Origin of the sequence: Bradyrhizobium sp. YR681 (genome assembly GCF_000282615.1) — a bacterium.
GTDB lineage: Bacteria > Pseudomonadota > Alphaproteobacteria > Rhizobiales > Xanthobacteraceae > Bradyrhizobium.
In genome coordinates this window covers 1-13,581 of record NZ_AKIY01000280.1, presented here as the reverse complement: position 1 = coordinate 13,581, position 13,581 = coordinate 1, and the positions used below count along the sequence as shown (strand labels likewise).

At 64.4% G+C, this 13,581-nt stretch carries 16 protein-coding genes and 1 pseudogene; 4 read left to right on the top strand and 13 right to left on the bottom strand.

The features are described from left to right. The 13 genes and pseudogenes from PMI42_RS40300 to motA form a co-directional block, all read right to left on the bottom strand. Positions 1-388: pseudogene (locus tag PMI42_RS40300) on the bottom strand (MotE family protein); the annotation flags it as partial. A 67-nt stretch (positions 389-455) separates the two neighbouring features. Next, positions 456-1,586: a flagellar basal body P-ring protein FlgI gene (flgI, locus tag PMI42_RS30430; protein ID WP_008141790.1), complete on the bottom strand. Its 1,131-nt coding sequence runs from the start codon at positions 1,584-1,586 to the stop codon at positions 456-458. Next, on the bottom strand, positions 1,583-2,059 hold the full coding sequence (gene flgA, locus PMI42_RS30425) for a flagellar basal body P-ring formation chaperone FlgA (protein ID WP_081502973.1): 477 nt from the start codon (positions 2,057-2,059) through the stop codon (positions 1,583-1,585). Before flgA ends, flgI begins: the two co-directional genes overlap by 4 nt. Positions 2,060-2,072: 13 nt before the next feature. Beyond that, positions 2,073-2,861 (bottom strand): flagellar basal-body rod protein FlgG, encoded by a 789-nt coding sequence (gene flgG, locus PMI42_RS30420; RefSeq protein WP_008141784.1) that lies wholly within the window; start codon positions 2,859-2,861, stop codon positions 2,073-2,075. A gap of 17 nt (positions 2,862-2,878) precedes the next feature. Beyond that, positions 2,879-3,208 carry a flagellar hook-basal body complex protein FliE gene (gene fliE / locus PMI42_RS30415; protein WP_008141782.1) on the bottom strand — a complete coding sequence of 110 codons (330 nt, stop codon included), beginning with the start codon at positions 3,206-3,208 and terminating at the stop codon, positions 2,879-2,881. Between the two features lie 2 nt (positions 3,209-3,210). After that, on the bottom strand, positions 3,211-3,627 hold the full coding sequence (gene flgC / locus PMI42_RS30410; protein ID WP_008141780.1) for a flagellar basal body rod protein FlgC: 417 nt from the start codon (positions 3,625-3,627) through the stop codon (positions 3,211-3,213). 11 nt (positions 3,628-3,638) lie between these two features. Continuing rightward, positions 3,639-4,037, bottom strand: a complete 399-nt coding sequence (gene flgB, locus PMI42_RS30405) for a flagellar basal body rod protein FlgB (protein WP_008141779.1) — start codon at positions 4,035-4,037, stop codon at positions 3,639-3,641. 64 nt (positions 4,038-4,101) lie between these two features. Further along, the gene (gene flhB / locus PMI42_RS30400; protein ID WP_008141778.1) at positions 4,102-5,187 is read right to left on the bottom strand and encodes a flagellar biosynthesis protein FlhB; all 1,086 of its coding nucleotides are present in this window, start codon (positions 5,185-5,187) and stop codon (positions 4,102-4,104) included. A 13-nt stretch (positions 5,188-5,200) separates the two neighbouring features. Then, entirely contained in the window at positions 5,201-6,241 is a 1,041-nt protein-coding gene (locus PMI42_RS30395) for a flagellar motor switch protein FliG (protein ID WP_008141777.1), read from the bottom strand. Positions 6,242-6,243: 2 nt separating this feature from the next. Beyond that, positions 6,244-6,618 carry a flagellar motor switch protein FliN gene (gene fliN, locus PMI42_RS30390; RefSeq protein WP_008141776.1) on the bottom strand — a complete coding sequence of 125 codons (375 nt, stop codon included), beginning with the start codon at positions 6,616-6,618 and terminating at the stop codon, positions 6,244-6,246. A 76-nt stretch (positions 6,619-6,694) separates the two neighbouring features. Then, positions 6,695-7,009 carry a hypothetical protein gene (locus PMI42_RS30385; protein WP_008141775.1) on the bottom strand — a complete coding sequence of 105 codons (315 nt, stop codon included), beginning with the start codon at positions 7,007-7,009 and terminating at the stop codon, positions 6,695-6,697. Then, on the bottom strand, positions 6,990-7,928 hold the full coding sequence (locus PMI42_RS30380; RefSeq protein ID WP_035967086.1) for a flagellar motor switch protein FliM: 939 nt from the start codon (positions 7,926-7,928) through the stop codon (positions 6,990-6,992). Before PMI42_RS30380 ends, PMI42_RS30385 begins: the two co-directional genes overlap by 20 nt. 2 nt (positions 7,929-7,930) lie before the next feature. Continuing rightward, entirely contained in the window at positions 7,931-8,827 is an 897-nt protein-coding gene (gene motA / locus PMI42_RS30375; protein WP_008141773.1) for a flagellar motor stator protein MotA, read from the bottom strand. A 142-nt stretch (positions 8,828-8,969) separates the two neighbouring features. Between motA and PMI42_RS30370 the strand changes: the two genes are divergently transcribed. The 4 genes from PMI42_RS30370 (at position 8,970) to PMI42_RS30355 (ending at position 13,331) form a co-directional block, all read left to right on the top strand. Beyond that, positions 8,970-9,758: a DUF1217 domain-containing protein gene (locus PMI42_RS30370; RefSeq protein ID WP_008141772.1), complete on the top strand. Its 789-nt coding sequence runs from the start codon at positions 8,970-8,972 to the stop codon at positions 9,756-9,758. A 3-nt stretch (positions 9,759-9,761) separates the two neighbouring features. Beyond that, complete coding sequence (gene flgF / locus PMI42_RS30365; protein ID WP_008141771.1) at positions 9,762-10,490, top strand: flagellar basal-body rod protein FlgF; 729 nt, start codon at positions 9,762-9,764, stop codon at positions 10,488-10,490. A gap of 36 nt (positions 10,491-10,526) precedes the next feature. Next, a complete protein-coding gene (gene fliI / locus PMI42_RS30360; RefSeq protein ID WP_008141770.1) occupies positions 10,527-11,852 on the top strand; it encodes a flagellar protein export ATPase FliI in 1,326 nt (441 codons plus the stop codon). An 831-nt stretch (positions 11,853-12,683) separates the two neighbouring features. Continuing rightward, a complete protein-coding gene (locus tag PMI42_RS30355; protein WP_008141768.1) occupies positions 12,684-13,331 on the top strand; it encodes a MarR family winged helix-turn-helix transcriptional regulator in 648 nt (215 codons plus the stop codon). Positions 13,332-13,581 lie beyond the last annotated feature (250 nt).

The window sequence follows — 13,581 nt, the reverse complement described above, 5'->3', positions numbered from 1 at the left end:
CGCCAGCCGCTGCGGCCGGAGGCGGTGCGGGCTTCGGGGGCGCCGTCACGCTACCGGCCTTGGCAGGCCGAACGGGCGCGGCCGCGGGCACTGGTGCCGGAGCCGGCGCACGTGCAGGCGTCTCGGGCGCCGGCACCGCACCGGTGATTGCAGGTCCAGTGTCTTCCGCCGCCCATGCCGTCGCCCGGGTCGACGCATTTTCGGCCGGTATCGGCGAGGCCGGCAGGGGCGGCTTTTGCGGTCCGGACGCGCGGGCACGCGCGAAGGACAGCAGGTTGAGCGGCTTCGACGGCTTGGCTTCGTCCAGCGCAAGCGCGGGCGATGCGCCCATGAGCGCGAAGGTCGCGATCAGGAGGAGGAGCTTGGCTCTGTGATCCGGTTTCAGCATTGGGCCGCGTGCGATTCTCGGTCGAGACCTCAGCATTGAGCGACCAAGCTTGCACGACGCTTGTGCATCATTGCACGATGACATCGGCCTGGAGCGCGCCGGCTGTCTTGATCGCCTGGAGGATCGCGATGATGCCTGATGGCTTGAGGCCGATCTGGTTCAATCCGCGCACCAGACGCTGGAGATCGACCCCGCTCAGGATTGCCACCTGTGATCCGGCCTCGTTGGCCTCGACCACGGTCTGGGGAACGACCACCGTCTGCCCGCGCGAGAATGGCGCCGGCTGCGACACCACCGGCATCTCCGTGACACGAACCGTCAGATTGCCATGCGTCACGGCAACGGTCGATATCCGCACGTCCCGCCCGATCACCACCGTGCCGGTACGCTCGTTGATCACCACGCGCGCCGGCGTGTCCGGCTCGACCGTCAACTCGCCGATTTCGGCGAGGAAGCGGACCGGGCCGATGTAGCGCGGCTTCGACAACACGATGGTGCGGTAGTCGCGCTCGAAGGCGATCTGCGCGCGATAGCGGCCACCGGCGTAGCGGTTGATGGCGTCGAGGATGCGGGTCGCGGTGACGAAATCGGGATTCTTGAGCTCGAGCACCAGGTATTCCATTTCATGGAGACTTCCCTTCACTTCGCGCTCGACCAGCGCGCCGTTCGGGATGCGCCCGGCGGTCGGCGTGCCCTGGCTGACATTCTGCGCCTGCCCGCCCACGCTGTAGCCGGCGACGGTGATCGCGCCCTGCGCCACCGCATAGACCGCACCGTCCGCCGCGCGCAGCGACGTCATCACCAGCGTGCCGCCGAGCAGCGAGGTCGCGTCGCCCAGCGACGATACCGTCACGTCCATGCGCTCGCCCGCCCCGATCGAGGGTTGCAGGTCCGCGGTCACCATCACGGCCGCGACGTTGCGCGTGCGCAGCGTGGTCGGACGTGGAGGATTGTTGGTGCTGGTGGTCTCGTTCCTGACATTGATGCCCATGTTCTCGAGCATCGATTGCAGGGACTGCTCCGTGAACGGAGCGTTGCGAAGCGTGTCGCCGGTGCCGTTCAGGCCGATGACGAGGCCATAGCCGACGATCTGGTTCTCGCGCAATCCCTTGATGTCGGCGATGTCCTTGATGCGGACGGCGGCCTGGGCACTGGCGGCGGAGACGAGGAGGACGAGCGCGAGCAGGACTCTGGTCATGACCCGTCCACGACCTTGACGGTGCCGTCCGGCTGGACGACGCCCCTGATGATCACGCCGGTGTCGGTGTTCCGTATCGGGATGAGCGCGCCGGGTGCGCCCGACTGCATGGCCGCACCGTAGGTCACGATCGACAGGCCGCTGTCCTCCACAACGACCTTGACCATGGCGCCCCGGGCGACGGTCCAGGGATCTTCCACCGAATTGGTCGGAATCGGCTGGCCCGGCAGCAGCGCGCGCCGTGCCATGCGGCCGACCAGCACCTGACGCCCTTCGACGAACATTGCGACGCCGAGCACGTTCGGCGCGAATGTCCGCTCCGTGATCATCTCGTCCCGGATCAGTTCGCCGGCGCGGATCGAGACGGCCGGCACGGGAAGCCGCTTCTCCTCGGCCGCGGCGACGCGCGCCGAGACGAGAACCAGCAGCACGGCGGCCAACCCGCGCATGATCAGGCCCACCCTGTTCAACATCGAAACACCGGAACTAGCGCATGCCCTTCGACACTGTCTGGGCCATTTCATCCGAGGCCTGGATGACCTTGGCATTCATTTCGTAGGCGCGCTGCGCCGAGATCAACTCGGTGATTTCCTTGACCGGGTCGACGTTCGAGGCTTCGAGATATTGCTGGTTGATCTTGCCGTAGCCGGCATCGCCCGGCAGTCCGACGACCGGTGTGCCGGACGCGGTGGTTTCACGATAGAGGTTGCTGCCCAGCGGCTCGAGGCCCGCCTCGTTGGCGAAGTTGGCGAGGTTGAGCTGGCCGATCTGCCGCGGGTTCACTTCGGTGTCGAGCTTGGCGAACACCTGCCCGGTCTGGTTGACCGTGACCTGGACCGTTCCCTGCGGCACCGTGATGGCGGGATCCAGCAGATAGCCGTCGGTGGTGACGAGCTGGCTGTTGGCGTTGGTGTTGAACGAGCCCGCGCGGGTGTACTGCACTTCGTTGTTCGGGCCCAGCACCTGAAACCAGCCGCGACCGTTGATCGCGAGGTCGTAAGGATTGCCGGTCTGCGTGAGCGCGCCCTGGATGTGCAACTTGCGGATCGCCGCCGACTTGACGCCGAGGCCGAGATTGGCGCCTTCCGGGATCGGCGAGGAGCCGTTGACGTTCGCGACGCCCTGCATCCGGTCCATCTGGTAGAACAGATCGGTGAACTCGGCGCGCGCACGCTTGTACGACGTCGAGTTGATGTTGGCGATGTTGTTCGCGATGACTTCGATGTTGGTCTGCTGGGCGTTCATGCCCGTGGCCGCAATGGCAAGCGATTTCACAGCGTGATTCCTTCAGATCAAATCGACATACGAACGACTTCTTGGTAGGCCTGCACGACCTTGTCGCGAACCGCGACCGCCGTCTGCAGGGCCTGCTCGGCCGACATCAGGGCCTCGACGACCTTGCGCGTCGATTCCTTGCCCTGCATCGCCGTGATCGAGGCCGCTTCGCCCGCCTTCAGCGTTCCGATCGCGTCCGTCGTCACCTGCTTCATCACCGATTCGAATCCGACATCGCCGCCGGACTGGATCGCGGTCGTCGCCGCGGGCGAGATCGCCTGTGTCTCGGTCGCCCGGGACGCCGCCTGGCCTGCGGAAATCGCGGTGGATGAAATTGCCTCAAGCATTGTCAGCTCCTCAGCAGGTCGATGGTCATGCCCAGCATCGACCTCACCTGTTTCACGACCTGGAGATTGGCTTCATAGGATCGGTTGACTTCGCGCATGTCGGCCATCTCGACCATCATGTTGACGTTCGGCATCTTGACGTAGCCGGCCTTGTCCGCCGCGGGATGCCCCGGCTCGTACTCCACGCGGTACGGCGTGGTGTCGACCCCGATCTCCTTGACCTTCGAAAGCTGTGCGCCCGAGGCGCGGTCCAGCGCGGCATCGAAGGTGATGGTCTTGCGTTGATACGGATCGGCACCGGCCGTGCGCCCCGTCGACGTCGCGTTGGCGAGGTTTTCCGAGACGATGCGCATGCGCGTCGACTGCGCTTCGAGACCGGAGCTTGCGACCGTCAGGGATGCGCTCAGTGAGTCCAGCATTTCAATTCACCTCACTTCGCGCTCGACAGAACCATGCGGTGGAACGACCGCACGATTGCCGAATTCATCGAGTAGTCGCGATTGACGTCGCTGCCCTTGATCATCTCCTGCTCGAGGCTGACGGAGTTGCCGGAATGAACCACATCCCAGCTGTCCTTCTTCGCGGTCGCCCGCGTGTCAGTCTCGGCCGCAGACAATTGCAAGTGCGAGGGCGACGTCGTCGCGAGCCTGACCGGCATGCCGTCGAGCACCTTGTTGAACGGCTCGACGTCGCGCGCCTTGAAGCCCGGCGTATTCGCGTTGGCGACGTTGGTCGCGATGGTCGACTGGCGAAGTTCGAGGTAGCGCGCCTGCGACGATGCGAGTTCGAAGAGATACAGCGGTCCCACGTCAGCCCCATTCTGGTTCATTGGAGAGGAGCTTAGGGTTGCAAGCTTTCGTCAGGCTGATGGAGCCGAAATCATCCTCGGAAATCTACTGAACCTTCTCGGGGCGCGGGGCCTGCTTCGACTGAAGGAAGTAGATGATCTCGGCGACGGGCCGGAAGAACTCCGCCGGAATCACCTGATCGACCTGAACGGCTTCGTAGAGCGCGCGCGCCAGCGCCTTGTTCTCGATGACGGGGATTCTGTTCTGCTCGGCGACTTCGCGAATCTTCAGCGCGATCACGTCCATGCCCTTGGCCACCACGAGCGGCGCCGGGTTTTCCTCGCGATTGTAGCGCAACGCGATCGCAAAGTGCGTCGGGTTCGCGATCACCAGCGTCGCACGCGAGGCGGAAGCAATCATGCGCTGCCGTGAGCGGTCGCGTGCCAGCGAACGCAGGCGGGCCTTGATCAGCGGATCGCCTTCGGCCTGCTTGTGCTCGTCCTTGATCTCCTGCCGCGTCATCCGCAGCTCGCGTCGCCAATGGAAGCGCGCCCAGGCGAGATCGATCGCAACCAGGACGATGGTGGCGATGCAGATCGCCGACACGATCCGCATCGCGATGCTGAGGATCATCTCAGGCAGGGCGACCGGATCGGTGTACATCGCCTCGAACGCCCGCGCTTCGGACGAGCGCAGCACGAAGGCCACGACGACGGTCACCGAGGCAAGCTTGAACAGCGACTTGCCGAACTCAACGAAGCCCTGCGTTCCGAACAACCGGTTCCAGCCGCTGACCGGGGAAATTCGCGAAAGCTCCGGCATGATGCGCTGGAGCACCAGGCTGGGCGCGTTTTGCAGCAGCGACGCTGCCAGCCCGAATACGGCCAGGACGACGAGCAGGGGCACCAGGAACCGCAACGCATCGAGTCCCACCACCGTGAGGAGATTCTGCACGTCCGCTCCGGTGCTGAGGGGATAGCCTGCGGGATCGTCGAGAAGGCTCTTCAGCGTCGGCGTCAATTGCTGCACGCCCTGGCCGATCAGGAACATCTGGATCACCATCAGCGCCGCCATCGACGCGAAGATGGACGCCTCCCGAGAGACCGGAATTTTGCCCTGTTCGAGCGCATCACGGACTTTCTTCTCGGTCGGCTCTTCTGTTTTGCTCTCCTGATCGGATGATTCTGCCATGCCCGTTCAGCGGTCAGCGGAAGACCAGCTCATCCTCCTGCTCGGGGTTGAGCTCGATTTCGCCCTTTTCCGCGAGGTCGAGCGCGAGATCGGTGATCACGCGCCGCGCCTCCAGCACGTCGCGCTGGTTCGAGGGTTCGCCGATCGCGAGCTCGTGCTCGACGACGCGGCGGACGCGCGATGCGACCGACGACAGGATCAGCTCGCGGAAATGCTTGTCGGTTCCCTTCAGCGCGACGACGATGCGGTCGGTCGGCACCTGATCGAAGATCATGGTGCGCGCCTTCGGCGCCAGGTTGATGACGTCGTCGAAGGTGAACAGCAGCTCCTTCAGCACCTCGGCCGACTTCGGCCGCTTCTCCGACAGGCTCTTTAGCATGTCCTCGATATGGCCGCGCTCCATCTTGTTGATGATGTCGGCGACGCGGGCGTAGGTATCGGCGCCGAGGTTGCGGGCGAAATTGAGTGTCAGGTCCTCGTGCAGCGTCTTCTCGAGCACCTTCATCGCGTCGTCGACGATCGGCTTGAGGCTGAGCACACGCCGCATCAGCTCGTTGCGCAGGCTCGACGGCAGCTGGCTCATCACCTTGGCCGCGCAGGACGGCTTGACCTTGGACAGGATCAGCGCCGCGGTCTGCGGATGTTCCTTGGAGAGGTAGGTCGCCAGCGAGTTTTCCGACACCGACGAGACACGGTCCCAGACCGACCGGCTCGAATTGCCGAGCAGGTCCGACATGATCGCCGAGACCTGGTCGGCCGGAAGTACGTCGCCGAGCACCGCTTCCAGGCCACCGATGGTGCCGAGAATGTTGGCGCCCATCGAGAACTGCTGGGCGAACTCCTCGACGATCGACTCGAGTTCCTGCGCGGTGATCGGCCGCAGCTCGGCCGCAGCCTTGGTGACGATACGGATGTCCTGCGGCTCGAATTGCGAGAGCACGCTCGCAGCCGCCTGCCGACCCATGGCCAGCAAGAGTGCCGCGACCTTTTCCGTTCCACCCAGCGTGGCAACGCCTCGCTGCTTGATGGGAGCGATGCCGACCTGTGCCGCCATGTTCAGGTATCACCCTGCCCCAGCGGCCCAACGATCTCGGTGAGCGAGACGCCGAAGCGGGAATTGTCTTCCTCGACGACAACCACCTCGCCGCGGGCGACGATGCGGCCATTGACGACGACGTCGACGGGCTCGCCAACCCGATGATCGAGCGGAACCACCGCGCCGCGGCCGAGCTTCATCAGGTTCGCGACCGGGATGGTCGCCGATCCCAGCACCACCTGCATGGTGACGGGAATGCGCAGGATGGCATCGACATTGGCGAACTTGCCGGTCTCCTCCGCCGTGCGCGCGGCGATCTCGGCCAGCCGCTCCAGCGGAGACGTCTCGGTCTCTCCCGATGCAGATGCAGACTCGTAGTCGAAGGATTGCGCCATTTGGTATCGCCTCTTGGTATTTCCGCTCCCGGAGCGCCTCAACGCTCCGATCGTATTTGCTTCGCTGGTCCGGGCTTCAATGCTTGTTCACGTCGGCGCCGCCGCCGGTCGCAGCGGATGCCAGCCCGCTCCTGGCATCGAGTGCCGCGATCGCCTCGTGAGCCTGGTCGATCTTGGTACTGAGCACGTTGGCGAGCCGCCCGAGATTTGCGGTGGAATCGTGCGCCGCGGTGATGACGGTGTCGAAGGCGCCGGCCGTCTCGTGAACGATGGTCGAGAACTCGCCCTGATAGCTGCGCAAGCGCGCCAGCTCGCGGTGCATCCGCGTCACCCGCATGCTGGTGAACGCGAGCGCAATCAGCAGCACGGCATCAACGAGATAGGATATCATCGACGAACTCCCGTTTCTGATCCACGGGATCGGCCACCTGCATGGCGTAATAGCCATCAAGCTGGCCGATCTGACACCAGAACAGCACCTGATTATTGCTTTCGAGACGGGCCAGCGTGCGCGGCGTGGCTTCGAGCTCGAGCACCTGCCCGACCTGGAACTTCACGACGTCGCCGAGCGTCACCATCTTCTCGTCGAGAACCGCGCTCAACGTCACCTCGGTGCGATGGACCTCGCTCTCCATCTGCTCGCGCCAGCGCGGATCGGCCGCGCGGCCGTCGCTGACGACGACATGCGCGAGCTTCTGCCTGAGCGGGTTGAGCGCGGAGTGCGGGATGATGAGGAACATCTGGCCGCCGCGGAACAGCGCCTGGACCATGATGTTCGCGCAGATCGACATGTTGCCGCTTCGACCGATCGCCAGCGATGCCATGGCTGTCTCGACCCGCTCGACGCGGAAGGTGACGTTGGAGGTGCCGGCGAAGGCGGATTGGAGCGCCTTGGCGAAGCGCTCGAACAGCGCCTGGACCAGCCGGATCTCGATGTTCGAAAAGGTACGCTCGACGTCGAGCGGCGGTTCGGCGCCGTCGGATCCGAACATCGCCTCCACCATGGTGAACACGAAATCGCGGTCGAGCATGATGATGACGCGGGAATCCCACTGCTCGGCGTAGAGCACGGCGGCAACCGCGTTACCCTCGTAGTCCTTGATGATGTCGCCGAGCGGGTCGTTGGTGATGCCGTTGACCGAGAAATAGCACGGCGTTCCGGCCATCGGCTGCAGGCTGTCGGTGCACGATGCGGCCATGCGATCGAAGATCACATTGAGCATCGGCATGCGCTCGATGGAGATACCCGCCGCGTCGAGCAGGTAGTTCGGCAGCTGCTTGCGCTGATCGACTTCGACGTCTTCCATCATCGTCATGCCCGGGCCGCCTTCGGTTCAGCGTCGGTCGCGACGGCCTTGGGACCCGCGATCGTCTCGTTTTCGACGACGTCGATCGAGGGACGCTCGTTGCTCGAGATCATCTTGCGGCCGTGCTCGACCGCGATCTGCGGCATGGCGCCGTTCATGAAGGCCAGCAGCGTCTGCTTGACGATGATGTAGGGCCGGCACTTCTTCTCGCGCGTCATCTTGATCTTGATCGCGAAGGGCGAAAGGACGCCGTAGGACAGGAAGATGCCGGCGAAGGTGCCGACCAGGGCCGCGCCGATGAAGCCGCCGAGCAGCTTCGGCGACTGGTCGAGCGCACCCATCGCCTTGATGACGCCGAGCACGGCGGCGACGATGCCGAGCGCCGGCAACGCCTCGGACACCATCACCAGCGCATGGTAAGGTGCCAGCTTGCTCTTCACGATGGTGTGGATTTCCTCGTCCATCAACGCTTCGATCTCGTGCGTGCGCGCGTTGCCCATGATGATGAGACGGACGTAATCGCAGATGAACTGGAGCAGCGACGGGTCGCCGAGCACGCTCGGGAACGCCTTGAAGATCTCGGAGGACGAGGGATCGTCGATATGCGCCTCCACCTCGTTGCGGCCCTTGCCCCGCAGCTCACGCATCAGGGCATGCAGCGCCCCGAGCAGGTCGAGATAATAGCGCTGTCCCGGCACGGCGCCGGTGATGGCCTGCATGCAGGCAACCCCGGTGTCGACGACCGTCTTCCACGGATTGGCCACGATGAAGGTGCCGACCGCGGTGCCCATGATGATCACGAATTCCCACGGCTGCATGAGCACGGCCAGATGCCCGCCCATGGCGGCAAAACCGCCAAGCAGCGCCGCGACCGTGATGAAAATCCCCACGAAACTGAGCAACCCGCCACTCCATCGCCGATCCCACCGGGAATACCTAGTCGGTGACGCTTGCGCGAGGCTGGCTTCCCGCATCGCCAGCCCCGCGCAAGCAATTCGCGGCAGCTTGGGACAACGTCGCGGAAGCGGCAGAGGGGCGCGTGCCATGCTATCGACCATCGCGGACTACACCAGACTGACCACGGACATGAGCAAGTCGATGACCCAGGTCGCGACGGAGCCCGATGTCAGCCGCGAAACCGATTATTTCCTCAGCCATATCGGCAACGTGAAGACGATCGACGACTTCCTGAAGGATTACCGCCTCTACACCTATGCGATGAAGGCCTACGGCCTCAGCGACATGACCTACGCCAAGGCGTTCATGCGCAAGGTCCTGACCGAGGGCGTCTCGGACAAGGACGCCTTCGCCAACAAGCTCACCGACACCCGCTACCGGGAATTCGCGACCGCGTTCAATTTCGCCGCCCTCGGCGACCAGGCCACCTCGACCACCGCAGCCACGACCGGCACGGCGACCCAATACGTCACGCAGACGATGGAGCAGAATGCCGGAGACCAGAACGAGGGCCTGCGGCTGGCGCTGTATTTCACCCGCAAGGCTTCCACGATCACGAACGCCTACCAGATCCTCGCCGACAAGGCGCTGACCCAGGTGGTCCAGACCGCGATGGGCTGGTCGTCGACGATCAGCTCGTCCGACATCGATGCCCAGGCCAAGATGATCACGGACAAGATCGACCTCACCGACTTCCAGGACCCGGCCAAGGTCACCAAATTCGTGCAGCGCTTCGCGGCGATGTGGGACGCGACCCAGGCCCAGAACGACACTTCGACCAACCCCGCGCTGGTCCTGATCGGCGGCGCCTCGACGTCGGTCGGCCTCGATAGCGACATGCTCGCGACGCTTCAGAACATCCGCTTCAACAGGTAAGTCATGCAATCCGCTCTTTATGTCGGCTTGTCGGCGCAGGTCGCCCTCGATAAGCGCCTCCAGACGATCGCCAACAACGTCGCCAACGTCAACACGGCGGCATTCCGCACCGACGTCGTGAAATTCGAGACCGTGCTGTCCAAGGCGGGCGCGAATCCGGTCGCCTTCTCCTCGCCCGGCGACAACATCATCTCGCGCGAGCAGGGCAACATCACCGAGAGCGGCAACCCGCTCGACGTCGCCGTGGTCGGACAGGGCTGGATCGCCTTCGCCGGCCCGAACGGCACGGTCTATACCCGCGACGGCCGGCTCCAGATCGCCGCCAACGGCGACCTTCAGACGGTGTCCGGCTTCCCTGTCGTCGATGCCGGCGGCGCGCAGATCACGCTCGACCCGAACGGCGGACCGGTCTCGATCGCGCGCAGCGGCGCGATCACCCAGGACAACAACGAGATCGGCACCATCGGCCTGTTCAACATTCCCGCCGACGCCAATCTGGAACGCTACGGCAATTCCGGCGTCACGCCCGACCGTCCCGCGACCGCCATCGCCGATTTCTCCCGCGACGGCTTCAAGCAGGGCTATGTCGAGGGCTCCGGCGCCAATCCGATGATGGAATTGACCAAGCTGATTGCGGCCTCGCGGGCCTTCGACGGCACCAATTCGATGATCGAGGGCACCGAGAGCTCGCTGCAGAACGCAATCCGGACGCTGGGCGAGCCGGGCAAATAGAGTGCGCCTCGTGCGCAATGAGGGTGGACGGTTTCCTTGAACGCTCTTCGGCAACTCGAGTGGGCTCTGCTGGAGCTTCAGCAGAGCACTCCCCTGGCCAGCGTCAGCGGCGCGATCTCCGAGATCGCGCCGACGCATTTCCGCGTCTCCGGCCTGTCGCGCTTCGTCAGGCTTGGTGAACTGATCGGCGTCAACTCCGGCGGCAAGCCCCAGATCGGCGAGGTGGTGCGGATCGACAGCGATGGCATCATCGCAAAGCCGTTCGACCGGCAATTCGCCGGCGGGCTCGGCTCGGTCGCCTACCGGATGCCGCCGCTGTCCTTCGCCCCGGATCCGAGCTGGAAGGGCCGCGTCATCAACGCGCTTGGCGCGCCGCTCGATGGACAAGGTCCCCTCACCCCGGGATCCCGCACCGTCTCGGCGGAAGCCGAGGCGCCGGCGGCCATGAAGCGGGCACGCGTCCACAAGCCGCTGCGCACCGGCGTGCGCGTCATCGACCTGTTCGCCCCGATCTGTGCCGGCCAGCGCGTCGGCATCTTCGCGGGTTCCGGCGTCGGCAAGTCGACGCTGCTGGCGATGCTGGCCCGCAGCCAGGGTTTTGACACCGTCGTGCTGGCGCTCGTCGGCGAGCGCGGCCGCGAGGTGCGCGAATTCATCGAGGACGTGCTCGGCGCCAACCGCAACCGCGCCGTGACCATCGTGTCGACGGGCGACGAGAGCCCGATGATGCGGCGGCTGGCACCGAAGACGGCGATGGCGGTCGCCGAATATTTCCGCGACCGGGGCGAATCGGTCCTGCTGGTGGTCGATTCGATCACCCGTTTCGCGCACGCCGCCCGCGAGGTCGCGCTCGCCGCCGGCGAGCCCGCGGTCGCGCGCGGCTATGCGCCTACTGTTTTTACCGACCTGCCGCGCCTGCTGGAACGCGCCGGCCCCGGCGAGGATGGATCCGGCTCGATTACCGGCATTTTCTCCGTGCTGGTCGATGGCGACGATCACAACGAGCCGATCGCCGACACCATCCGCGGCACGCTGGACGGCCATATCGTGCTTTCCAGGCACATTGCCGACCAGGCGCGCTATCCGGCCGTGGACGTGCTCGCTTCGGTCTCCCGTCTCGCCCACAATGTCTGGGACCCCGAGGAGCGCGAATTGGTGAGCAAGCTGCGCACCATGATCGCCAAATACGAGGACACGCGTGATCTGCGCCTGATGGGCGGCTACCAGCAGGGACGCGATTCGGGCCTCGACCAGGCGATCGACATGGTCCCGAGGATCTACAACGCGATGCGGCAAGACGCCTCGGCATCGCCGAGTGCCGACCCGTTCCGCGAACTGAGGGACATGCTCAGGGGCGACTAGCACCCATTCCGCCCCGATGGGATCGGAGCGGAGCGCTGCTCATTATTTCGACAGTCGGCACGCATGCCGCCACGCGTTGAGCGCATGCGCACGCATCGACGTTTCCGTCGCGCGTGCATCAATCATTTGGATGAGCATCCGACGGTTGCGGTGCGCGCGGCCGACCCGCTGATTCTGCCCTGGCGACCATAACAACCGCCGCGTGTATTCCTTGCGGGTTCCCCTGGCGATTCTCCGGCGCATCGCACAAGTTGTGGATGACTCATCGATGCAGACGCCTCGTCATGCACAAGCTTCGATCAACTTGCATCAACGACGGCCAGCAACGTGCCGTGCAATCAAACCGTCGCATAGTTGCGTGCATGCTTGCGGAACAGCGTATTGCGTTCACCATCATGTGTCCCGAATAGCGAGATTGTCTTGAACGTTACATTCGCATGCAACGACATCCAGTCTCCGAGAGTGTCTCTACTTGATTTTGTTGAGAAGCTCATTCATCGTTTCGACGGCTTATAAGAAACGTCTGCTTGCGACTTGAACTTTAGGGGCTTCGGTTGAACAACTCCGATCCATCGCCCGCTGGTGACGGCAACTCGGGCTCCCGTATGACGACGCGATTGGCCCATGAGCGACGCAGACTGTCGCTGCGGACCGCGCGACGCCGGTTGGTCCAGGTCGGGCGGGTTGCAGTCCATGCTTTCGCGCAAGGACCGGGCACCGCGAGTTCATCGAACAATTCCGGATGCCTGACGTCTGTCGAAGCATTCGCAGGCCCGCGCGCAACGCGGCTTCGGGACGAAGCGGACGCAGCCCTGAGGGCGAGGTAAATACATGCCATTGGCACGAGAAGCCGTCGAGCTGCTGGTTCAGGCGGCGAGGGCTTGGTATTTCGAAGGCAATCAGCATGGATTGCGCGATCGGGAATGGATGGCGCTGCGCTTTCTCGGGCGCGCCAACAGGTTTTCGCGCACCCCGTCCGCGCTTGCCGGCTTCATCGGCGCCACCAGGGCGACTGCCTCGCAGATCGTGAAGACGCTGGAGAGCAAGTCCTTCCTGGTGCGCAAGCCCTCGCATGAGGACAAGCGTTCGGTGGTGCTCCACGTCACCGCGCAGGGCGAGAAATGCCTGAGCCAGCACGACCCGATCAACCATGTCGTCAATGCAGTCACCTCGCTCGGGACCGACGAGTGCGTCAGGTTGCGCGACTCGCTGCGGGAGATCCTCAATCATCTCGATGCGGCCCATCAGCGACTCGACGCCAGCATCTGCCGCGACTGCATGTTTCTCGCCGAACGCAGTCCGGGAAGCGGCCCGGCCGCCGCGAAGGGCCGCCCCACCGCCGAGTTCATGTGCCGGTTGTATCGCGCGCCGGTTTCTCTCGACGAGACCGAACTGCTCTGCACCAGTTTCGAGCGCACCCGCGACCGCCCGAAGATCGAGGAACATCTCGACCGCGCGCGCGTGGCGAGCCAGGGATAAAGCAAAGATTGCGCACGGCTTCGTGGCCTGAGCACGTGCTGCTTCCGGCAGTTGCGGCAGGTGGAGTTTGCGTAAGCGGCATGTCATCGTCGTTGCGCGCGCAGCGGAGCAATCGAGAGTCTTTTCGCGGAGGCGTTCTGGATTGCTTCGCTGCGCTCGCAATGACGGAGCGAGGAGCAACATCGGCGGCCTCTCACGTGCATTTAAAATCGCAGATACGCTTTCGCGTTCTCGCGGCGCAATTCGCCCG

What these genes read in the sequence shown, in the direction of transcription:
- flgI (WP_008141790.1), bottom strand. Translation starts at nt 1,586, where the DNA reads ATGACCAGAGTCCTGCTCGCGCTCGTCCTCCTCGTCTCCGCCGCCAGT.
- flgA (WP_081502973.1), bottom strand. Translation starts at nt 2,059, where the DNA reads ATGTTGAACAGGGTGGGCCTGATCATGCGCGGGTTGGCCGCCGTGCTG.
- fliE (WP_008141782.1), bottom strand. Translation starts at nt 3,208, where the DNA reads ATGCTTGAGGCAATTTCATCCACCGCGATTTCCGCAGGCCAGGCGGCG.
- flgC (WP_008141780.1), bottom strand. Translation starts at nt 3,627, where the DNA reads ATGCTGGACTCACTGAGCGCATCCCTGACGGTCGCAAGCTCCGGTCTC.
- flgB (WP_008141779.1), bottom strand. Translation starts at nt 4,037, where the DNA reads ATGAACCAGAATGGGGCTGACGTGGGACCGCTGTATCTCTTCGAACTC.
- flhB (WP_008141778.1), bottom strand. Translation starts at nt 5,187, where the DNA reads ATGGCAGAATCATCCGATCAGGAGAGCAAAACAGAAGAGCCGACCGAG.
- PMI42_RS30395 (WP_008141777.1), bottom strand. Translation starts at nt 6,241, where the DNA reads ATGGCGGCACAGGTCGGCATCGCTCCCATCAAGCAGCGAGGCGTTGCC.
- fliN (WP_008141776.1), bottom strand. Translation starts at nt 6,618, where the DNA reads ATGGCGCAATCCTTCGACTACGAGTCTGCATCTGCATCGGGAGAGACC.
- PMI42_RS30385 (WP_008141775.1), bottom strand. Translation starts at nt 7,009, where the DNA reads ATGATATCCTATCTCGTTGATGCCGTGCTGCTGATTGCGCTCGCGTTC.
- PMI42_RS30380 (WP_035967086.1), bottom strand. Translation starts at nt 7,928, where the DNA reads ATGATGGAAGACGTCGAAGTCGATCAGCGCAAGCAGCTGCCGAACTAC.
- PMI42_RS30370 (WP_008141772.1), top strand. Translation starts at nt 8,970, where the DNA reads ATGCTATCGACCATCGCGGACTACACCAGACTGACCACGGACATGAGC.
- flgF (WP_008141771.1), top strand. Translation starts at nt 9,762, where the DNA reads ATGCAATCCGCTCTTTATGTCGGCTTGTCGGCGCAGGTCGCCCTCGAT.
- PMI42_RS30355 (WP_008141768.1), top strand. Translation starts at nt 12,684, where the DNA reads ATGCCATTGGCACGAGAAGCCGTCGAGCTGCTGGTTCAGGCGGCGAGG.